At 60.6% G+C, this 21384-nt stretch carries 16 protein-coding genes, 5 tRNA genes and 2 rRNA genes (1 of these 23 cut by a window edge); 17 read left to right on the top strand and 6 right to left on the bottom strand.

Features of this window, described 5'->3' with window-relative positions:
* Both LVE68_RS13195 and rrf read left to right on the top strand, forming a co-directional pair.
* A 23S ribosomal RNA gene (locus LVE68_RS13195) occupies positions 1-2199 on the top strand (it extends 682 nt beyond the left edge of the window).
* Positions 2200-2399: 200 nt separating this feature from the next.
* A 5S ribosomal RNA gene (rrf, locus tag LVE68_RS13200) occupies positions 2400-2515 on the top strand.
* Between the two features lie 1413 nt (positions 2516-3928).
* Here the strand turns inward: rrf and LVE68_RS13205 are convergent.
* From LVE68_RS13205 to LVE68_RS13225, 5 genes are all read right to left on the bottom strand, one after another.
* Positions 3929-5053, bottom strand: coding sequence for a hypothetical protein (locus tag LVE68_RS13205; RefSeq protein ID WP_232940864.1), 1125 nt, complete (start codon positions 5051-5053; stop codon positions 3929-3931).
* Complete coding sequence (locus tag LVE68_RS13210) at positions 5053-5757, bottom strand: OmpA/MotB family protein (RefSeq protein WP_232940865.1); 705 nt, start codon at positions 5755-5757, stop codon at positions 5053-5055. The genes LVE68_RS13205 and LVE68_RS13210 overlap by 1 nt, the downstream gene beginning before the upstream one ends.
* Entirely contained in the window at positions 5747-7078 is a 1332-nt protein-coding gene (locus LVE68_RS13215; protein ID WP_232940866.1) for a hypothetical protein, read from the bottom strand. Before LVE68_RS13215 ends, LVE68_RS13210 begins: the two co-directional genes overlap by 11 nt.
* Entirely contained in the window at positions 7071-8303 is a 1233-nt protein-coding gene (locus tag LVE68_RS13220) for a hypothetical protein (protein ID WP_232940867.1), read from the bottom strand. Before LVE68_RS13220 ends, LVE68_RS13215 begins: the two co-directional genes overlap by 8 nt.
* 80 nt (positions 8304-8383) lie before the next feature.
* Positions 8384-9025, bottom strand: a complete 642-nt coding sequence (locus tag LVE68_RS13225) for a bactofilin family protein (protein WP_232940868.1) — start codon at positions 9023-9025, stop codon at positions 8384-8386.
* Positions 9026-9492: 467 nt separating this feature from the next.
* Here LVE68_RS13225 and LVE68_RS13230 point away from each other — a divergent pair, with 467 nt between their 5' ends.
* On the top strand, positions 9493-10395 hold the full coding sequence (locus tag LVE68_RS13230; RefSeq protein ID WP_232940869.1) for an aldo/keto reductase: 903 nt from the start codon (positions 9493-9495) through the stop codon (positions 10393-10395).
* 65 nt (positions 10396-10460) lie between these two features.
* Here the strand turns inward: LVE68_RS13230 and LVE68_RS13235 are convergent, their stop codons facing one another.
* The gene (locus LVE68_RS13235) at positions 10461-11414 is read right to left on the bottom strand and encodes a hypothetical protein (protein ID WP_232940870.1); all 954 of its coding nucleotides are present in this window, start codon (positions 11412-11414) and stop codon (positions 10461-10463) included.
* A 151-nt stretch (positions 11415-11565) separates the two neighbouring features.
* Here LVE68_RS13235 and LVE68_RS13240 point away from each other — a divergent pair, with 151 nt between their 5' ends.
* The 14 genes from LVE68_RS13240 (at position 11566) to secE (ending at position 21381) form a co-directional block, all read left to right on the top strand.
* The gene (locus LVE68_RS13240; RefSeq protein ID WP_232940871.1) at positions 11566-13047 is read left to right on the top strand and encodes an alpha/beta fold hydrolase; all 1482 of its coding nucleotides are present in this window, start codon (positions 11566-11568) and stop codon (positions 13045-13047) included.
* Complete coding sequence (locus tag LVE68_RS13245; RefSeq protein WP_232940872.1) at positions 13044-13787, top strand: ABC transporter ATP-binding protein; 744 nt, start codon at positions 13044-13046, stop codon at positions 13785-13787. Before LVE68_RS13240 ends, LVE68_RS13245 begins: the two co-directional genes overlap by 4 nt.
* Positions 13784-14974, top strand: coding sequence for an ABC transporter permease (locus tag LVE68_RS13250; protein ID WP_232940873.1), 1191 nt, complete (start codon positions 13784-13786; stop codon positions 14972-14974). The genes LVE68_RS13245 and LVE68_RS13250 overlap by 4 nt, the downstream gene beginning before the upstream one ends.
* 48 nt (positions 14975-15022) lie before the next feature.
* The gene (gene alr, locus LVE68_RS13255; RefSeq protein ID WP_232940874.1) at positions 15023-16135 is read left to right on the top strand and encodes an alanine racemase; all 1113 of its coding nucleotides are present in this window, start codon (positions 15023-15025) and stop codon (positions 16133-16135) included.
* Positions 16136-16137: 2 nt separating this feature from the next.
* Complete coding sequence (birA, locus tag LVE68_RS13260; protein ID WP_232940875.1) at positions 16138-17145, top strand: bifunctional biotin--[acetyl-CoA-carboxylase] ligase/biotin operon repressor BirA; 1008 nt, start codon at positions 16138-16140, stop codon at positions 17143-17145.
* Entirely contained in the window at positions 17142-17885 is a 744-nt protein-coding gene (locus tag LVE68_RS13265; protein ID WP_232940876.1) for a type III pantothenate kinase, read from the top strand. Before birA ends, LVE68_RS13265 begins: the two co-directional genes overlap by 4 nt.
* 59 nt (positions 17886-17944) lie before the next feature.
* The gene (locus tag LVE68_RS13270; RefSeq protein WP_232940877.1) at positions 17945-18676 is read left to right on the top strand and encodes a hypothetical protein; all 732 of its coding nucleotides are present in this window, start codon (positions 17945-17947) and stop codon (positions 18674-18676) included.
* A 133-nt stretch (positions 18677-18809) separates the two neighbouring features.
* A tRNA-Thr gene (locus LVE68_RS13275) sits at positions 18810-18885 on the top strand.
* 111 nt (positions 18886-18996) lie between these two features.
* Positions 18997-19080 (top strand) — tRNA-Tyr (locus LVE68_RS13280).
* A gap of 80 nt (positions 19081-19160) precedes the next feature.
* Positions 19161-19234: transfer RNA gene (locus LVE68_RS13285), tRNA-Gly, on the top strand.
* An 85-nt stretch (positions 19235-19319) separates the two neighbouring features.
* Positions 19320-19394: transfer RNA gene (locus tag LVE68_RS13290), tRNA-Thr, on the top strand.
* 120 nt (positions 19395-19514) lie between these two features.
* Positions 19515-20708 carry an elongation factor Tu gene (gene tuf / locus LVE68_RS13295; protein WP_232940878.1) on the top strand — a complete coding sequence of 398 codons (1194 nt, stop codon included), beginning with the start codon at positions 19515-19517 and terminating at the stop codon, positions 20706-20708.
* Positions 20709-20841: 133 nt separating this feature from the next.
* Positions 20842-20917 (top strand) — tRNA-Trp (locus tag LVE68_RS13300).
* Between the two features lie 95 nt (positions 20918-21012).
* Positions 21013-21381, top strand: a complete 369-nt coding sequence (secE, locus tag LVE68_RS13305; protein ID WP_232940879.1) for a preprotein translocase subunit SecE — start codon at positions 21013-21015, stop codon at positions 21379-21381.
* Positions 21382-21384 lie beyond the last annotated feature (3 nt).

Below are 21384 nucleotides of genomic sequence, written 5' to 3' on the forward strand. Positions count from 1 at the left end.
GGTTGAAGATTGAGTAACATCAATTGGAGGACCGAACTCACTAATGTTGAAAAATTAGGAGATGACCTGTGGATCGGAGTGAAAGGCTAATCAAGCCGGGAGATAGCTGGTTCTCCTCGAAAGCTATTTAGGTAGCGCCTCGCGTCTCACCCTCGGGGGTAGAGCACTGTTTGGGCTAGGGGGTCATCCCGACTTACCAACCCCATGCAAACTCCGAATACCGAGGAGTGCAATCGCGGGAGACACACGGCGGGTGCTAACGTCCGTCGTGGAAAGGGAAACAACCCAGACCGCCAGCTAAGGTCCCAAATACCAGTTAAGTGGGAAACGATGTGGGAAGGCCCAGACAGCTAGGAGGTTGGCTTAGAAGCAGCCATCCTTTAAAGAAAGCGTAATAGCTCACTAGTCGAGTCGGCCCGCGCGGAAGATATACCGGGGCTCAAACTGGTAACCGAAGCTGCGGATGCACTATGTGCATGGTAGAGGAGCGTTGTGTAAGCCGTTGAAGGTGAACCGGGAGGTTTGCTGGAGGTATCACAAGTGCGAATGCTGACATGAGTAACGATAAGGGAGGTGAAAAACCTCCCCGCCGGAAGACCAAGGGTTCCTGTCCAACGCTAATCGGGACAGGGTTAGTCGGCCCCTAAGGCGAGGGCGAAAGCCGTAGTCGATGGGAAACAGGTTAACATTCCTGTACTTGCAATTGCTGCGATGGAGTGACGGAGAAGGCTAGGCCAGCATGGCGATTGGTTGTCCATGTTTAAGGCTGTAGGCTGGGGGTTTAGGCAAATCCGGACCCCTAAGGCTGAGAGCTGACGACGAAGCCTACTTAGGTAGGTGAAGTGGTTGATGCCCTGCTTCCAGGAAAAACTTCTAAGCTTCAGGCAATTGCGAACCGTACTCTAAACCGACACAGGTGGTCAGGTAGAGAATACCAAGGCGCTTGAGAGAACTCTGGTGAAGGAACTAGGCAAAATGGTACCGTAACTTCGGGAGAAGGTACGCCGGCTTTGGTGATGGGACTTGCTCCCTAAGCTGAGGTCGGTCGAAGTGACCAGGTGGCTGCGACTGTTTATTAAAAACATAGCACTCTGCAAACACGTAAGTGGACGTATAGGGTGTGACGCCTGCCCGGTGCCGGAAGGTTAATTGATGGGGTTAGCTTCGGCGAAGCCCTTGATCGAAGCCCCGGTAAACGGCGGCCGTAACTATAACGGTCCTAAGGTAGCGAAATTCCTTGTCGGGTAAGTTCCGACCTGCACGAATGGCGTAACGATGGCCACGCTGTCTCCACCAGAGACTCAGTGAAATTGAAATCGCTGTTAAGATGCAGTGTACCCGCGGCTAGACGGAAAGACCCCGTGAACCTTTACTACAGCTTTGCACTGAACTTTGAGCCTACTTGTGTAGGATAGGTGGGAGGCTTTGAAACTGTGACGCTAGTTGCAGTGGAGCCGTCCTTGAAATACCACCCTGGTATGTTTGAGGTTCTAACCCAGGTCCATTATCTGGATCGGGGACAGTGTATGGTGGGTAGTTTGACTGGGGCGGTCTCCTCCCAAAGAGTAACGGAGGAGTACGAAGGTGCACTCAGCATGGTCGGAAATCATGCAATGAGCATAATGGTATAAGTGCGCTTGACTGCGAGACAGACATGTCGAGCAGGTACGAAAGTAGGTCATAGTGATCCGGCGATTCTGTATGGAAGGGTCGTCGCTCAACGGATAAAAGGTACTCCGGGGATAACAGGCTGATACCGCCCAAGAGTTCACATCGACGGCGGTGTTTGGCACCTCGATGTCGGCTCATCACATCCTGGGGCTGAAGCCGGTCCCAAGGGTATGGCTGTTCGCCATTTAAAGTGGTACGCGAGCTGGGTTTAGAACGTCGTGAGACAGTTCGGTCCCTATCTGCCGTGGGCGTTGGAGATTTGAGAAGAGTTGCTCCTAGTACGAGAGGACCGGAGTGAACGAACCTCTGGTGTTCGGGTTGTCACGCCAGTGGCATTGCCCGGTAGCTATGTTCGGACGGGATAACCGCTGAAAGCATCTAAGCGGGAAGCCTCCTTCAAGATGAGATCTCCCTGGGACTTCGAGTCCCCTAAAGGGCCCTGGAAGACTACCAGGTTGATAGGCTGGGTGTGGAAGCGTTGTGAGGCGTTGAGCTAACCAGTACTAATTGCCCGTGAGGCTTGACCATACAACAGAGATGGTTACTGACGATTGGCGCAAGCCGATGGACTGTGAGCAAGAGACATACGACTTGCGGTGTATTACTACAGAATGTTTCACCGACTTATTTGGGGTTACCGTTGATCGGAAGATCATGCAAACGGCGGTAACAGGTAGCGCAGGGCACAGAAACAGCCCGTAAGACCGACACCAACCCAAGCCAGTTTGCCTGACGACCATAGAGTTGTGGAACCACCTGATCCCTTGCCGAACTCAGAAGTGAAACGCAACATCGCCGATGGTAGTGTGGTGATTCGCCATGTGAGAGTAGGTCATCGTCAGGCTTCAATTGCAAAAGCCCTGATCGCTAACGCGGTCAGGGCTTTTTTTATGCCTGCCGATGACCTACGGTCAGGTGATGGCGCACATCCCTGTATGCCACCATTCGGGCGACCTAAAGGTCGTGCTAATTTGCGTGGGCAAGTTGGTCAGGCTTCTAAATCAAAAAAGGGTCACCCAAACGGGTGGCCCTTTTTTGATTTAGAATTCCAACCGATGAATTAGCGCCCGGCCAAGGAATCCGGGCCGGGGCCTGATCGAACATACTGTCGCCGCGCCGTGAACGGCGACTCAAAGACTTTTGCCTGTACATACACACGTCTTTTCAAAGGCTCTGTCGCCATCATGTCCGGCCCCTTTTATTCACAGCGCCCGCTGATGAATGGTGATTCCCGGGCAGTCCTGTCTGCACCGGCCTTTACCCGCCAGGTCTTCTCCAGGATAACAAGCACCGGATTTCCCCCCATCATGGTTAACGCACCAGGCTGACAGGAATCGACTGGTGTGGGTAGATGAAAGAAGTGCCAGCAGGGCCGCGCAAGGTGATTATTTATACGCCTGCAATTTGCGACGCAGACGCTACGCTCGGGACCTATATCCCATGGTTATGCACAGCTCTATCCATGTTTTCTGTTAGTAACAGGGTGGCAAACAGTTTGTCACCTGGCTGGGTAGAGGGCATTCCCTGTGCATATTTCACCAGTGGCGCTGCTGGTAGGAGCTTACAGTGAGCCTCAGTTACCGCTGGGCGGATGGGGCAGGCCTGGGAATCGCGGGTGTAGTTGCGCCAGTGCTCGTTCGGCCCCGGATTGTGCATAACGCCTCGATAGTTGTATCTCACGCCCTGTGACTTTCCGTTTTCTCCAGGGTAGTGACTGGAGCGCGGTATGGGATGACGATCGAGGCTACATCTCCGTCGGCGGTTCGCGACTGTTCAATTTCCAGCGACATGATTCGTGGCGCCAAAGAGCGCGGGATACATTGTGCCGGCTGCCGCATCACAGGTTCGGCACGATTGATTTTTGCACGTAGTTGAGCTCGCGCCGTAGAGAGCCGCCCAGAGCGCTGTATCCCCACACTATTCACAGCTTTGTCCAGATTTTCTGTGTATGAAGCGGCACCGGCCGCTGTCATAGAGAGGGCCGAACTTACTGTTTTTTCGGTTGTTTTTTTGAGCGCCGGGGACGGAGTGGCAGGATGGCTGGGTCAGAGGCGGTATTCCAGTGATTATCCACAGCGTTTTCCAGAGAACCTGTGAACAGGCGATAACAGCCGCGCTTTCCACAGATGGAGCGGCTGCTTACCCTCGTAAAATATGTGAACAAAATGTCCGGGGGAGGGGCAGACGCTGGGATATGCAGGGCGGCCTTCATGTCAACGACCAGTCTCTGGTCATGGATAACGCTGCCCTGGCCTTTTCAGGAATCCTTGAGGCCGAATTCCCTCAGGATCTCCCGACGGGTCCACAGTGACCAGTCTGTCGGTGGCTCAGCGGTACTGGCCCCATCGGGCAGGATACCGCGGTGCTGGCCCGGCCAGGCCAGTACAGCCGGCGCGCGCCCGGATTCGAACTGATAGAAGAGTTCAGGCGCCGGTAGCAATTTCTCCAGGCCCCGGAGCAGGGGGAGCCAGGTGAGGGGGAGAATTGCCTCGGCCAGTTTCCAGGAGTTTTCCATTTTGCCGCGGTAGGTTGCCGCGAAATAGTCAAAGCGAAGACGTGCTGCAGTAAGTGCCACTTCCTCGTCGATATGGAGGCAACCCCGGGTTTGCCGGACTGCACAGGGGATGCAGATACCAGCGGGGAGGGAATGCTGGTTGCCAATGCTCCCAGGCAGGCGCCAGCCTGCCTGGTCTGATGCACAACCGCAGCCAGGACAGGCTTCAATTCCCTTTTCCTCTTTCTCTTCTGTCACCAGTGATGATTCATCGGCGGGAGAAGGGGCCTCACCGGGTTGCCAGAAGGTATATCCAGTATCGAAATACTGGTGTGAGAAGCGCTGTACATGCCCGACAAAGTCGAATGCCTGCTGGATCTGCTGCCGCTCCCGGGAGTCGGCGCGGCGGTAATCGTCATGGTTCAGGGTCGTGAGGCAGGACTGGCAGAGAGTCAGCGGGCTGTCTGCAAACGACGATCGCATCATTTCCAGGTCTGTGCCTATCCAGGCGCTGCGTTCACCGGAATCCAGGGCGCCGCAGCACGGCAGCAGATGCACCCGCTGCCAGAACTCCCGCCGTCGGTCCGCGTCCTCTACCTCCGGCACCTCAACCCCAAACACCATTACCGGGTGTCGCCGATAGGTCCAGCCAACCGGTGTGGGCTCCAGGGAACTGAGTGATACCTGCATCCCCTCGTTTAACTGTATCTCTATCGCCTCTGCTGTGGGTGCTCCCTGGCTGGTTGGCGCATCCGGTGGCGTTGCCGCTGTTTCCGGTCCTGGCTGCAGCGATGGCCCGGGGCGCGGGGCGTCGGGATCGCCGTTATCGGCAAGGACCTGCCTGCTGGCGTGGCGAAGGCTGGCCAGAGCCTGTTTCCACATGGCCACTACAGCGCCTCCTCGAGTATCTGGTGGATATGTGCCTCTGAATCCGTGATCACCCGGAAGGCCACACGGCGGGATTTCTCCGCATCCTCGCTGCCATCGGTATGCAGTACCGGCCTGGCCGAGGAGTAGCCTACCGCAGCCACGAGGGATTGCATGGTGGCTGCCTCGGCGGCGGGCACCAGGGTGTGTACAAAGCGCAGGACTGCGCGGGAGCGTTCCTGTGACAGGGCAAGGTTTTTGAAATAATTGGCCTGCGGGCCGACATCGCCGCCCCATTCGGAGCTTGTATGGCCCTCAATATGGATGGCGCTGATTGAGTCCATGTACGGCTTCAGCGCGCGTATATAGCGTGGGAAAAAAGATCGCATGACCTCGGTGGCAGTACGATTCATTTCCGCGGCCCCGGCCTGGAACATCGCATCGGAATTGTTGAAGGCGATAGCCAGCTTTTCCTTGTCGATGGTCGCACCCCAGCGGGGCAGGTCATTCCTGAACTCATCGCGCAACGCCTGGTAAATGGCCAGCTGGTTGTCGCGATAATCCTCGGCCAGTGCGCGAATTTTTTCGCGCTCTTCCATCACCGAGCGCATCATCACTACGGCAATACACAGGAATACCATCATCAATCCTGCCATCAGGTCGGACAGGCTGACCCACTCCGAATCTTCGCTGGTGGCCTGGAGCCCGGGCTGCTCAGGACGCATGCTCGACATCCTGCTGTGGTGTCATTTCAATGACCCTCTGCATCTGGGCTACAAGCTGGCGGTAGTCCCGGGTGAACTGGCCACTGATGGTTGCCAGTGCCTCGCCCATGCCGGTAAATACCAGGTCGAGCTCTTCGGAAACCTTGCGATCGATATTTTCATACTGGTGGCGCAAGGCGATATCGGTGTTCTGCAGATCGGTACGGATGATCTGCGTGAGCGCATCGAGCATCTCGCGATGAGTGCTGGCCATCCCCTGGGCAAGTTCCCGCATGGCGGTGCGGTGCATAACGCTGCTTTCCTCGACAAGCTGCTGGAGCCTTTGCGGCTCGAGCAGGGACAGTCGCTCCAGCAGCCCGGACAACTTGCTGTAATGTTCTTCGACCTGGCTGGACTGGGTGCTGATAAGCTTGTGTGAATGCTCGACATTCTCCGCGATTTCCCGCTGGGAGCTGGCCAGCTGCTGGCCCAGACCCTCCAGGCGGGGCTGGATCTCCGGGACCATTTCCGCCAGCGCATGGGAGGCTTTTTGCTGCGCCGCCAGCAGGTTATTGGTCTGTTCGAGTTGGGCCTGTTGCCGCTCGATCAGTTCGCTGAGCCCGGCGCCCAGTTGTGGCAGGGCGGCAATCCTGTCATGCAGAGCGACCAGCTTTTCCTGTTCATCTGCCAGCCGGGCAAGCTGCTGTCCGCAGCGTTCACTCCAGTCATTGACCTGTTCACCATGATCCCGGTACTGCTGCGCCAGGCTTTCAAGTGCCGGTAGCAGGTCCCCGAGCCGGTCGGAGAAACGATTCAGGTTGTCGCCGAACTGGTGTGTGAGCCGCTCATTAAAATGCGCCACAATGGTTTCCAGCTGGCCGGTCATGGTGGTGCTGGCACTGCGGGCAAGGCTATCGAGGCTCTGGTGCAGTTCCCCGCGCAGGGCAACCAGGTTTTCATTGAGGTCCGCGATCCCCACCGTGGCGGGGCGCTGCTTGCCGGGTATGCGGATCATGCGCGTGATGACCCTGATCAGCAGGGAGAGGGACAACCCGACCACGCTGGTGATAAACGCCGTCTTCAAGCCGTCCATCAGGATCGCAATGCTGTTGTCGATGTCGTCCAGGGAAAAATCGAACAGACCGATGATAATGCCGAAAAATGTCCCGAGAATACCCAGTGAGGTCATTATCCCCGGCGAGTGCTCGACAAATTCCGGCGCAGCGCCAGTAATCCGGAAGACCAGTGCAAGCGCGGTCAGTGCCAGCATCAGGATGATAAACACCTCGGTCACCTGTGCGGGCGTCATCAGGGAAAAGAAGTGTTGCAGTAACTCAGACATGATTGTGGCCAGCTGTTTTCTGTAATGTCAGTTCGTGAAAAAGCGTCCCGCAGGGAAGTTTACCGTGTCCCTGGGCAACCAGGCTCAGGTAGGGCAGGGCGCGCATGACCTCGGTAATACTGTTGAAGTTCCGTGGGCGGTCGCCATGGGCGGGGATATGGATCTTGGTTGAGCCGTCGGACTGGATCTCGAAAATACCCGGGCGTGAGGGCAGGGCAGAGTGTTTTAACACCACCAGGTGTAGCAGGCCCCGGGGACGCAGGTTATTGACCAGTAAGTGACTCAGTAGTGACACTTCTGCCGGGGTGAAAAAGTTGATCAGGTCCCACAGGAGTATTGCGTCGAGACCCTGCTCGGGTAATACCTGGCGTAGGGCGGACTGGGCCGCTTCCGAAAAGGGGGTGCCGCGATCCAGTTGCCAGCGTATCTGGGTATACAGGTCCTGGACGAAAAGCTCACCCACCTGCTTCTGCAGCCCATCGATATTGCGACCGGTTCTCGGGCCGCAATCGAGGACCGTACTGACCGGAGACTTGCGTGCTTTTTCCAGCACCTCTGACAAACCGGGCAGCCGAATGGCGTCCACCGGTCGCTGGTTGAAATAGGAGCTGACATCGCTGGCTCCACCCGAGCGGATACGAGCCTGTGGCCTGGAATTACCATATTCCAGCATATGCTCAATCATATCCTTGCGCATGCCTTCCCGCTGCAGGGTAGAGTTGCGCAGGGTGAAAGAACCCATAACCTGCATCAGGGACAGGGTCGAATAGCGGTAAGCCGGCAGGTCGGGCAGGTTTGCATCGAAGCCGGTCTCGAAGGTGAAGTTTCCCACGTGGCGAAAGCTGGCGGGTTTTTCCGGCAGTGTCTTGCCGGTATACATCATCGTATGAAAAATGGTCCCCGGCTTCAGGTTCGGCTCCAGTAGCTTGAGCAGGTAGCGCAGTAGTTCCGGGGGAAGGAAGTTGAGCAGGTCCCAGCAGAGGACAACGTCCAGCTTTACCCGCTCGGGCTTGGGGACCAGGTGATCGGCGAGTGCTTCCCTGTGTTCCAGTCCGTTACCGTGCTCCGTAAAGAACTCGATCAGGTCCTCGATATAGCAAGGGCAGTTAAGTTGCAGGAATGCGTCTGTGGTTCCCGAGGACAATGGTCCCAGGTCGAGAATACGACAGCCGGGCTGGACAATTTCTTCAATAAGAGCTGCCAACCCGAATGAGTGATGCTGCATATGGCAGGTCCTGCGTGGTCACGACAAAATCGCGCGCTAGTGTACGGATTTTGTCGTGACCTGCTGTTAACCAGTTGAGGTTATTCCTCTTTTTCTTTCTGGTCGTCTTTTTTCTTGTCTTCCTTGGCGCCTGCCTTGGGTTGGGTGAAACTCGGGGTTTCCGGGATTTTGCTGTCGAAAGCCGAGCCGGATTTCTTACCTGATGCCTGCTTTGCAGCTTCCGCCGGCGGCAGGTTGGGGTGTACGAGCTTTTCCTTGAATTCCTTGTGACGCTCCTTCATCTCGGAATCCGTATCGACCATATCCATGGAGCCGCGGAACTTACCGCCATCGTCCAGCTTGATGCGGGGGGCGATCAGGTTGCCTTTCACTGCCGCGGTACGGCGGATCTCGATCAGTTCATCAGCCAGGGCATCGCCGGTCAGCTGCCCCTCCACCACGATGTTCTTGGCATGGATATTGGCGTTGAGTTCGCCGCCCGCGCCCACAGAAAGGTCGTGCCCTTCCATGATCACGGTTCCCTCGATGGTGCCTTCGATATGCAGGTTTTCTGTGCCGACCAGTTCGCCGCGGAACTTGATGTTCTTGCCGATTACCGACTGTTCCTTTTCGGTTGCGGCAGCACTGCCGTAGCCACCACTGGCCTTGGGTTGTTCAATGATCCCGTCCATAAAGGACTTGGCGTTCTCGTCTTTGTTCTCGAGGATATCGTCGATAGCCATGCTTGTTTCCTCCGCCTTATGCAGCTGGCATGGGCCCGTGCGGGAGCACGGGAGGGCTGGGGTTGGATATGTGCCCGGTTGTGGTGGGCTTTATTTTCAGGGCAGCGTCATGTCTGCCGGTACCACGCTGGAGGCCGGTGAACTGGGGAACACTGCGTGGGAAATACTAAAGTTGAATTAGCCGCCGAGCCAGAAAAAATTACAACCTGGTTCTCAATTCTGGAACTCAGTGGGAACAATTTAATTTTTTTACATGACAAAGGTGTCTCAGGGGGAATTTAAGTCGATAGTGCGGTGCAGCGTGGGCGCTCTGCCCGCGCCTGGACACCGGGTGCGCTGTGGGCAGGACAAGGACTGGCCGCTGACCAGTTGGTGAGTGGTCACCATGGCGGGGGCCCTGGCCAGGCTTGCCCGCCCTGGTCGCTTACTGCAGAATCGGCCGCCCATTTACCAAGGTTTGTAGAGCAATGCAGCGAGTGCAATCCCCCCTTGCCCCGGGCTTCTCAATGTCGCGACTGGCCATGGGCCTTTGGCGGCTGGTCGATTGGGGCTATTCCCCCCGGGAGCTGGTTGAACTGACCGAAAAGCTCCTGGATATGGGGGTAACCACATTCGACCTGGCGGATATCTACGGAGACTATCGTTGCGAGGCCCTTTACGGTGAGGCCCTGCGGCTCGATCCGGGACTGCGGGGGAAAATGGAGATCGTCTCCAAGTGCGGAATCAAGCTCTGCGGTAAGGACAATGGTTTCCGGCTGAACCACTATGACAGTAGCGCTGCTCACGTGAACGCCGCGGTGGAATCCAGCCTGGCCAAGCTGGGCACGGATTACCTTGACCTGCTGCTCCTGCATCGCCCGGATCCGCTGATGGACGCCGATGTACTGGCGGCTGTCCTGCAGGGCCTGCTGGATGCGGGCAAGATACGTGCGGTGGGGGTATCCAATTTCCTGCCACATCAGTTCGAGCTGTTGCAGTCGCGCCTGCAGGCGCCGCTGGTGGTCAACCAGATCGAGGTGTCGCTACTGCACAGCGACCCGCTGTTCGACGGCCAGCTGGATTTCTGCCAGCGGGAGCGGGTACTCCCCATGGCCTGGTCACCGTTTGCGGGCGGTGCTCTGTTTACGGGGGGCGGAGAGGCGGCCCGGCGGGTGCAGTCCTGCCTGGAGGAGCTGTCCCTGGAGCTCGGCCTCGAGCCGCAACAGATTGCGCTGGCCTGGCTGCTGCGCCATCCCACCAATATGGTACCGGTGCTCGGCAGCGGCAACCCTGGCCGGCTTGAGGCGGCGGTGGCTGCGGCCACCCTCGAATTGCCGCTGGAAGCCTGGTTCCTGTTGCTCCGCGCAGCGCGGGGAAGGGATGTGGACTGAAAGCAGTTGGGGCGTGGCCGGGCTGGCGATATTGAGGCTGCCCGGCCGGGCTTTGGGCGAGTGGTTCAGGTGCTGTCGCGGAAGAGGTTGTCCGGCACCAGCTCATAGCCAAGCCGGTCCAGGTCGAATTCCTCCAGGGGGGCCAGGTGAACCGGTACCGCAAAACGGCGCAGCGGTTTACCGTCGCGCCGGTCCATAACCAGCAGGTCTTCATCCTGCAACCCGTGCAGCAGGCTGCCGGTATCGCTTTCCTTCACCACGCTGTCATATTCAACTTGCTCACCGAGGCGGATAAAGCGGTATTCCTGTCCGGCCCGCTCAATCCGTAACCAGGCTTCACCGCTCGCTTTCCCGGGTTCACCGAGGATCAGCGGGCCGTGCTGGTCCGAGCCCAGGGCCTCCAGCGGCGTGTCGATTTCGGTTTCCAGCAGGGTTCCCACCCACACCCAGCCGGACAGGCCGATGCGGCTCAGTTGCCACTCGCTGAGCCAGACTGTCTGGTCCTCATCGATGCGGAACTCGCTGTACTCGCGCTGGCCCTCGCGATTGTCGAAATGGATTTCAGCGTCGGGATTGTGCTTGCGGAAACTGTGGAGCTGCTGGGTCATCTCGTAATTGACTTCCCAGTGTTTGCGCAGTCGCCACTGCATGGGGTAAGGGCTCCATTCAACGATGTACTCCTCGCGCTCGCGGATGGTTTCGGCCACCCGCCAGAAGGCACCATCGATCAGGACGCACTTGTCGCCAGGCAGGCTGCCCGGTGCGATCATGCTGTTTTCGGTTGAGGCTTCCGACGCATTCACCACATGCTGTCCGCGCCCCTCGATCACCTCGTACCAGGGGAAGCCATGGCGCAGCGGCGGTGGGAAAGCCAGTGGGGGACGCCCGGCCAGCAGCCGGCGAAAAAGCACTGACTTTTCGATCTCGCCATCCGAGAGGGTATACCCCTCCTTATGGCTTACCTGTCCCCACGCGAACGCCGCGCGTATTAATTGTTTTTCTCGATCTGAAAAGCTCATTGGAAATACGAGGAACCCTGATTGAGCCGTAACCATAACACCGGCCAGAGGGGGACGCCACGGTAGCCAGCCACGGCGGAAAACGGCACCCGGGGGTAAATTTGGGTAGACTTGTGGGCGATCTCGATGGGGCGATCAAGGAGAATACAGTTTGGCCGGGACCAGAAAGATTATTGCGGGGCTCGCCGTGCTGGTGGCAAGCCTGTGGTTGCGTACAGATGCACTGGGCCAGGCGGCGGGCGCAGAGACCTGTTACCTGGATGGCTGGCGCAACCCGTTGCGCTGCTACCGGCTGCCGATCGAGAGCGAGCCGGAAGCGCCGCAACTTGCCGTGATGGTGGCGCCGGCAGTCAATAACAGTGGCGAGGAGCCTCTGTACCTGCTTGCGGGCGGGCCGGGGCAGGCGGCCAGTGACCTGGCGCCGCTCCTCAACGCATTCGAGCCTGTCAACCGGGAGCGGGACATTGTCATGGTGGATCGCCGTGGTGCCGGGCGCTCGGGCGCGTTCCGCTGTGGTATCGAGGACCAGCGTTCCCTGGACCTGGACGCCTTTGCCCGCAAACTGGCTGACTGCTACCTGGATCGGGCCGAATTTGCCGAGTCGCTCAGTAGCCGGCAGACCGTTGAAGACCTGGAAATGGTGCGTTCCCGGCTGGGCCATGAGCGCATTGCGCTCTGGGGCGGATCCTGGGGCACGCGCACTGCACTCCTCTACCAGCAGTGGCATCCGCAATCGGTCAGCGAACTGGTACTGGATGCGGTGGCACCCATCGACACCAAGGTATTCCTGACGGCCAGGGCAGCCGAGGATGCGTTGCAGGCACTGCAACGCGACTGCGCAAACGACCCGGCCTGCGCACGCCTGGGCAATTGGCGGGCACAGCTCGACGCGCTGCTGGAATCATGGGACCAGGGTGGCCGCCCGGTATTGTCCGATCCGCTCACCGGCCAGCCATTGACTGAGCCCATGGCTCGCTGGGAATTTGCCAATGCCATCCGTACGGTACTCTACGACCCTCGTGCTGCTGCCCAGCTCCCCTTTGCCATCACCGAGGCGCACAGCGGTAACCTGCAGCCCCTGGTGGGCCTGTCCGGGCTATTCGTGAAGAGCACCGAGTCGATGTCCATGGGCCTGACCTTCTCGGTGGCCTGTGCCGAAGAACTGAACCGGATCAGCGCCGATGAGATCGCCGCTGACAGCGACGGCACTTTCCTGGGTACCGCCTTTCTCGACCTGTTCCAGCACGGCTGCCGTGGCTGGCCGGTAAAGGAAAAACCCTATGCGGCGCCGGAACCCAGGGCACAGCCGGTATTGTTGATTTCCGGGGAGGCGGACCCGATTACCCCGCCGCGTTATGCAGACGAGGCGCTGGGCTACCTGGCGGACAAGCAGCACCTGGTGGTTGCCAGCGGTGGGCATATCAATTCCCCACGCGGCTGTATCCCCGAACTGATCGCCCGCTTCCTTGCGCAGCCCGCGGAGGAGCTGGACAGCACCTGTACCCGGGAGATCAGCCGGCCGCCGTTTATGGTGGCCAGCTACGGCCCCGATATCGGTGGCACTGCGGGGAATCCGGTAAAGGAGCCTGGGACTGGAGGCCGGCATGACTCCGGCGAGGAGGCTGGAGAGTGATCGAGGTGAATTCGATCAGCAAGGCGTTTGCCGGCCGGCCGGTGCTGCGGGAGCTCGATTTCCGCGTGCCCGATGGTCGGATTACCGCCCTGCTGGGCGCCAACGGTGCTGGCAAGACGAGCTGCCTGCGAATTATCGGGGGCCTGTTGCGGGCCGATTCCGGGACGGTGCGCGTTGGCGGTATCGACGTTGCCCGGGATCCGCTGGCAGTGCAGCGGCAGCTGGGTGTTGTGGGTGATCGGGAAGGCCTGTACGAGCGGCTGACGGTGGAGGAGTACCTGACGCTGTTCGCGCGCATGCAGGGACTTGCCGGAGCTGCACTGCGCGAGTCGCTGGAATATGTGCGCCGGGAGCTGGAACTGGAGCCGCTGTGGCGGCGTCGCACGCGGGGCTTTTCCCAGGGGGAGCGGATGAAGGTCTCCCTGGCGCGGGCGCTGGTGCATCGCCCTCAGCACCTGATCCTCGATGAGCCCACCCGCGGCCTGGATGTATTGGCTGCGCGCCTGCTGCGCCGTACCCTCCTGCGGCTGCGGGATGCGGGAACCACTATTCTTTTTTCGAGCCACGTCATGTCCGAGGTGCTGGAGCTGTCCGACAGTGTGCTGGTGATGGCCCGTGGCTGTATCGTCGGCAGCGGTACGCCGCAGGCCCTGATCCGTGAGGCGGGTTGCTCTAATCTGGAGGACGCGTTTGTCGCCCTGGCCTATGGCGACAGGCAGGCAGGGGAGGTGCCGGCTTGAACCGATTGACAGAAATACTGCGCGGCCCCACGGCGGCGCTGCTGCACAAGGAATTCCTTGAAGCCTGGCGGGATCGCCGGGCGCTGTGGATGGCAGTCTGCTTCTCCCTGCTGTTTCCTGCCATGCTGGCGGGGGGCAGTATCTTTATGGTGAAGAAGCAGGCTGAGGAGATCTCCCGCCTGGCCCTGCTGGGCTCGGCATCTGCGCCGTTGCTGGAGCAGCGGCTACGCGGTGGCGGCCTGGAGGTCGATGCGCTGGCAGAGGGAGACCCGGCGGAACTGCTGGCGGGTGACTACGACATAGTGCTGTGGGTGCAGGAGGGTTTTGCCGAGGAGTACCGCAACTTCGGGGCGCCGCCCCTGTACCTGTATATCGACAGCTCCTCTTCCTCATCCCCGCGCGCGCAGCGGCACCTGCAGGAGCGGTTGGGAGCGCTGCAGCAGCTGGTGGTTCAGCAGCGGGTCACTGCCCGCGGCCTTGCCCCGCAGTTGCTGGCCCCCTGGCGACTGGAAGTGCGTGATGTCAGTACCCCCTCGCGCCGAGGTGCGGTGCTACTGGCGATGGTGCCGGGTCTGCTGATCCTGACCCTGTTTGTCGCCAGTCTGGCGACATCCGTCGATACGTCTGCCGGGGAGCGCGAGCGGCTGAGCCTGGAAACGCTGCTCCTACAGCCGTTGCCCGGGTGGCAGGTGATCCTGGCCAAAACCCTGGCGGTGGCCAGCATGGGCTGGGCCGGGGCGCTGCTCGCGCTGGTTGCGCTGGTGTCGCTGATGCCGTTGATGCCGCTGGCGGAGCTGGGCATACAGCAGGCCACCACTCTCAGCGGGGTATTGACGATGGGGCTGTTGTTGCTGCCGCTTGCCCTGCTGGTGGCGGTGGTGCAGATTCTGCTGGCATTGCGTTCCGGCTCCTTCAAGGATGCGCAGACGCAGTTGAGTATCCTGCAGGTAGCGCCGGTGTTGTTGCTGATGATGCTGGATATGTCCCGGGTCGAGCTGGGTGGTTTCTTCTGGCAGCTGGTGCCACTGGTGGGCCAGCAGCAATGGCTCAAGGCCCTGCTGGTGGGGGAATCCGTGCCGGCGGCTACGCTGCTGGCGGGGTCCGCCGCGACCCTGCTGCTGGTGGCCGTGGCCATTCGCCTGGGTGCCCGGGCGCTGCAGCGTGAAGCCCTGCTCAGTGCCGCCTAGCAACTGGCAGCGGGTATAGAGAAGCGTCGAGGACTGGTGAGGTAAAAGATGACGAGCATACACGACGGCCTGCTCACGGTGGACCTGCAGGCCGCCGGCGATAATTTCCTGGCGCTGGACCAGCGGTTACGCGCGGGCAGCCGCTGCGGCGCGGTGGTCAAGGCGGATGCCTACGGCCTGGGGGTGGGTGAGCTGGCCCCGGTGTTTTACCGCCGCGGCTGCCGAGACTTTTTTATCGCCACCCTCGACGAGGGGCTGGAGCTGCGCGATATCCTCGAGCCCGACGCCCGGATTTATGTGCTTACCGGTGTGAGGCCGGGGCGCGAGCTGGAATGCATCCGGGCCGGGCTGATCCCGAATGTCTTTACCCTGCAACAACTGCGGGCCTGGGTGGATGCCTGTAATGCGGCCGGTTCCCCGGCCCCCTGTGGCCTCAAGATCGATTCGGGCATGACCCGGCTGGGGATGACCGCCGAGGAGTTTGACCAGCTGTTGCGCGAGCGCGGGCTGCTCAGGGAGGCGGGCATCCAGGTGGTGATGAGCCATCTCGCCTGCGCGGATGACCCCGCCCACCCGCACAACCGCCGGCAGCTGGAAGCATTCCGGCGTGCCGGCGAGCGACTGCGGGAGCAATTGCCGGAAGTCCAGTTGAGCCTGGCAAATTCGTCGGGAATCCACCTGGATGAGTCCTATCACTTCGATATCGCCCGACCCGGTTCGGCGCTCTACGGCGTCAATCCGCAGCCTGCAGTCGCCAACCCCATGCGCGCCGTGGTTCACCTCAGCCTGCCCGTGGTGCAGCAGCGACATGTCTCCCGTGACAGTTGGGTAGGCTACGGTGCCACCCAGCAGGCACCGGCCGGTAGCTGGCTGGCAGTGGCCCGGGGTGGATATGCCGACGGTATTATCCGGGCCCAGGGCGGGCGCGGTTGTGGCTGGGCCTGCGGGCGCCGTTTGCCCATGGTGGGCAGGGTTTCCATGGATTCCACGGTGTTTGATATCAGCGCGCTGGCTGCCCGGGAGCGTGACAGACTGGGGCATATCGAGGTGCTGAACGACCAGGTAACCGTCGACGAGGTCGCGGAGTACGCGGGGACCATCGGCTATGAAATCCTGACCAGCCTTGGCCGCCGTTATACGCGCCGCTATACAGGAAATTGAATGTGACCAATGTCGACCGGAAAAATCCCCTGGGCCAGCTGCGGCCAGTACTGGAGTTGCTGGCTGACGGCGAAGTGCACTCGGGCCAGGCGCTCGGGGCGGCCCTGGGGGTAAGCCGTGCGGCCGTGTGGAAGCAGTTGCAGAAACTGGCGGATTACGGCCTGGAGCTGGAATCGGTAAAAGGGCGGGGCTACCGGGTCCCGGGAGGCCTGGACCTGCTGTCCGGGGCGCAGATGGAGGAGGCCATGGCGCCGCGGGCCCGCGACTTGCTCGGGGGGTTGGTCCTGAGGGACGAAGTGGACTCCACCAATGCCCGCATGCTGGCCCTCCTGGAGCGCGGGGAAGGTCACGGCGTGGCCATGCTGGCCGAACGACAGACTGACGGGCGCGGCCGGCGCGGGCGGCAGTGGATCAGCCCGTTCAGCGCCGGCGTCAGCCTGTCGGTGGGCTGGCAGTTCAGCGGCGGTGTGCAGCTGCTCGAGGGCCTCAGCCTGGCGGTGGGCGTGGCACTGGCGGAGGCGCTGGAAGAGTTTGCGGTGCCGGATGTGAGCCTCAAGTGGCCCAATGACGTCTGGTGCCGGGGGCGCAAGCTGGCCGGTGTGCTACTGGAGCTCAGTGGCGACCTCACCGATCGCTGCGGCGTGGTGGTGGGTGTGGGAGTGAACGTTGGGTTGCCCCAGGCGCAGGCCGCGGCGATCGACCAGCCCTGGATCGACCTGCAGCAGGTGCGGCCGGGTATCGAGCGCAATGCGCTCGCTGCCGCCATGCTCAGCCGCTTGCTGGCGCTGCTGGCCGACTACCCGGAGCGGGGTTTCGCCGCTTACCGCGATGCCTGGCTGGCCCGCGATGCCTTTGCCGGGCGCCGGGTGGAGCTGCAGTCGGCACAGCAATCATGGCGAGGCACTGCCCGCGGCGTGGACGCCAGCGGGGCGTTGGTGCTGGAGCTGGATAGCGGTGAGCAGCGCAGTTTTCATGGGGGGGAAGTTTCCCTGCGGGAGGCATTGCGGTGATCCTCGAAATCGATATCGGCAATACGCGTGGCAAGTGGCGCCTGGTGCAGTCGCAATCGGGTCATGCGGTGGCGCGAGGCGGGTTCGCCACCGGTGACCTGGCGCAGGGCCGCCTGCCGGCCCAGTGGGCCGGTGCCGGCCCGCGGCGGGTGCGGGTGGCCAATGTGGCCGGTGCGCGGATGGCGGAATTGCTGACCGCGGCGTTGCGCACGGACCTCTCACTGGAGCCGCAGTTTGCCCGGGTGGAGCGCCATTGTGCGGGCGTTACCTGCGGCTACCGGGATACGGCTGCGCTGGGGGTGGACCGGTGGCTGGCGGTGTTGGCCGCGCACCGGCGCGATCCCTCGCCGGCGCTGGTGGTGGACTGTGGCAGTGCCGTGACCCTGGACCTGCTGGGCACTGGCGGCCGGCACCGCGGGGGGTATATATTGCCGGGCCTGGAGCTGATGCGCCGGGCCCTGTACGCCGACACCGACGCGGTCAAGGTGGCGGGCCAGTTCATTGAGGGGATGTCGCTGGCGCCCGGCATCGATACCGCAGAGGCGGTGAACCGCGGCCTGCCGTCAATGGTGCTGGGCGCCATCGAGCGGGCACTGGCGGAGCTGCGTCGCAGCGAGGAGATGGAGCCGCTGCTGTGGCTGACCGGCGGCGATGGCCAGTTCTTCGCCAGCCTGTTCGGCGACGACGCGGAGCTGGTACCGGATCTCGTATTCGAGGGGCTGGGTATCAGCATTCCCTGAACATCACCAAGCGGTGAACAACACCAATCGACTCTCCCCTGTCTTCGGGAACAGACTCTATGCGTTGGATTGTACTTGTCCTTTTTCTTGCCAATGTGGGCGTCTTTGCCTGGTTGCAGACCAGTGGGCATGCGCCGGTCACGCCTGACGCGGCAGTGACGACCGCGCCGCCGGCAGAAGCCGGGGATACCATCCGCCTGCTCAGCGAGCTGGACCGGGATGAGCTGGAGTCCCGTGACAGCGCCGCGCCGGCGCCTCGCGCGCCAGCCAGCAGTGGCGCATCGACGACAGAGGGCCGGGCCGGGACCGCCGGTGCGGTCTGTACCCTCGTGGGGCCGTTTGAAGAGGGGTACCAGGGCGAGGACGTTGTGCAGCGCCTGCGGGCACTGCAGCTGGATGCGGAGCTGCGCGAAGTGGAGGTGCCGGGGCAGATGCGCTACTGGGTGTACCTGGAGCCGCTATCTTCACGCCGGGAGGCGTTCAACAGGTTACGGGAACTACAGGCCGCCGGGGTCGACAGTTACGTGATCCCGAAGGGATCCCTCACCCACGGTATCTCGTTCGGCATCTTCTCCGAGCGGGACCGGGCACAGTTGCTGTCTGATGAGCTGCGGGCGCAGGGCATTGACGCCCAGATGCGCGAGGAGCCGCAGATGATTGCCGAGCAGTGGGTGGTGTTGGCGCCCGGGGCTGCCGATGCGCTGGCGGGGGATTTCTGGGCGCAGCTGCAGCTGGACTATCCCGAGCTTGATCGGCGCCAGAATCTCTGTGCGGAGCTGGAAACCGACTAGGCCCGGGAGGTGAGCCGCAGTTGACCGGGGGGAGAAAAAACTCGCGCTCAAAACGGTTGCTTGTCGGCATAACATCCCCTAGAATCCCGCCTCCACTTACGGGGTAGAAGGCTTTCCCGTAAGGAGAGACAGGGCTGGCGTAGCTCAGTTGGTAGAGCAGCTGACTTGTAATCAGCCGGTCGGGGGTTCGACTCCTCTCGCCAGCTCCATTTTGTCTCTCACGCTGTTTTCACTTTAGGTTCCGCTGGTAAGTGTGTGAATTTAAAGAAAAAGTTGTTGACAGCGTAGCGGTTAGTGTAGACAATGCGCACCGCTTTCGAGCAGGGGTTCCCGAGTGGCCAAAGGGATCAGACTGTAAATCTGACGCGCAAGCTTCGGTGGTTCGAATCCACCCCCCTGCACCATATTCAGATGCCCCGGTATGCCGGGGTGTCGAAAGCGGAAGGCTGAGGGTCTTTTGCTTTGAGGTTCCTGCGCGGAGCGTGCGGGCATAGTTCAATGGTAGAACCTCAGCCTTCCAAGCTGATGATGCGGGTTCGATTCCCGCTGCCCGCTCCATGCCGGAAACCCGGTGTGGCGCAAAGGTGGGAGGTCGCTGCGGCGGCCGATAAACTGGTGGGGTTCACCGGTTAAAGCAGTTTTAGCTCATGTAGCTCAGGGGTAGAGCACACCCTTGGTAAGGGTGAGGTCGGCGGTTCAAATCCGCCCATGAGCTCCATTTTTACGGTGGCCGCGGGGGCAGGTGTCTCTGCGGCTATTTGTATCCGGGTGTTGTGTATCCCGGTGCTTCGGTTCTGCAAGTGGGTGTCTTTAAGTCTGCCCATACTAGGAGGCTGCAATGGGAAAAGAGAAGTTTGAGCGTTCCAAGCCCCACGTGAACGTGGGCACCATCGGTCACGTTGACCACGGTAAAACCACCCTGACTGCCGCGCTGACCCGCGTTTGTGCAGAAGTATGGGGTGGCGCCGCGGTAGAGTTCGCCGGTATCGACAATGCACCGGAAGAGCGTGAGCGCGGTATCACCATCGCTACTTCTCACGTTGAGTACGAGTCCCCGACTCGTCACTACGCGCACGTTGACTGCCCGGGCCACGCCGACTACGTGAAGAACATGATCACCGGTGCTGCCCAGATGGACGGCGCAATCCTGGTTTGTTCCGCAGCTGACGGCCCCATGCCGCAGACTCGCGAGCACATCCTGCTGTCCCGCCAGGTAGGTGTACCGTACATCGTGGTATTCCTGAACAAGGCTGACATGGTCGACGACGAAGAGCTGCTCGAGCTGGTTGAGATGGAAGTTCGCGAACTTCTGGACCAGTACGACTTCCCGGGTGACGACACCCCGATCATCGTTGGTTCCGCCCTGATGGCGCTGGAAGGCAAAGACGACAACGAGATGGGTACCACCGCTGTTAAGAAGCTGGTTGAGACCCTGGACGAGTACATCCCGGAGCCGGAGCGCGCTGTAGACCAGCCGTTCCTGATGCCGATCGAGGACGTATTCTCCATCTCGGGTCGTGGTACCGTGGTAACTGGTCGTGTCGAGCGCGGCGTTCTGAAGACTGGCGACGAGATCGAAATCGTTGGCATGAAGGACACCACCAAGACCACCTGTACCGGTGTTGAGATGTTCCGCAAGCTGCTGGACGAAGGTCGTGCAGGTGAGAACATCGGCGCACTGCTGCGTGGCACCAAGCGTGACGAAGTTGAGCGTGGTCAGGTCCTGGCGCAGCCGGGTTCCATTACCCCGCACACCAAGTTCGAGTCAGAAGTATACGTTCTGTCCAAGGACGAAGGTGGTCGTCACACCCCGTTCTTCAAGGGCTACCGTCCGCAGTTCTACTTCCGTACCACCGACGTAACCGGTGACGTACAGCTGCCGGAAGGTACCGAGATGGTAATGCCGGGCGACAACGTACAGATGACTGTTACGCTGATCGCACCGATCGCCATGGAAGAAGGCCTGCGCTTCGCGATTCGTGAAGGTGGCCGTACCGTGGGTGCCGGCGTGGTATCCAAGATCATCGATTGATCAGATCGATGGCGGGCGCGGTCACTGGTCTCCAGTGACCCGCTTTGCAAAAGAGGGGGAGGATGGTAAGATCCGCCCCCTCATTTTTCGGTCTCTGGCGCGTAAATGCGCGGCATTGACCGGAAGCTGTTCTAGGCCAGTGGCTCAATTGGTAGAGCATCGGTCTCCAAAACCGAGGGTTGGGGGTTCGAGTCCCTCCTGGCCTGCCAACTTTTCAAGCGCCCCATTCCTTTTGCCTGAGGGCGTTGCAAGTTCCGGTCCGCCGTGGCCGGGCTTGTTTTGTAAGCGCTAAGGGCTTCTTTGTATGAATGCTAAAGTAGAGGCGAAAACCTTTCGTCTTGATGGCCTAAAGTGGCTGCTGGTGGTAGTGCTGATCGGTGCTGCCTTGGCGGGCAACACCTACTACGCTGAATTCCCCCTGCTGTATCGCGTGCTGGCCATGGTCGTCATCTTCCTGGTGGCGTTGGTTGTGGCGGTAAATACTGCCAAGGGGCATGCGCTGTGGACGCTGCTGCGCGAAGCGCAGACAGAAGTGCGTCGTGTGGTGTGGCCCTCTCGCCAGGAAGCGACACAGACAACCCTGATCGTGGTGGTGTTCGTGTTGATTATGGCGCTAATTCTCTGGGCGCTGGATTCTGCCCTGGGTTGGGCAGCCTCCAAGGTTATCGGCTAAAGG

Origin of the sequence: Microbulbifer sp. YPW16, from assembly GCF_021290385.1 — a bacterium.
Taxonomy (GTDB): domain Bacteria; phylum Pseudomonadota; class Gammaproteobacteria; order Pseudomonadales; family Cellvibrionaceae; genus Microbulbifer; species Microbulbifer zhoushanensis.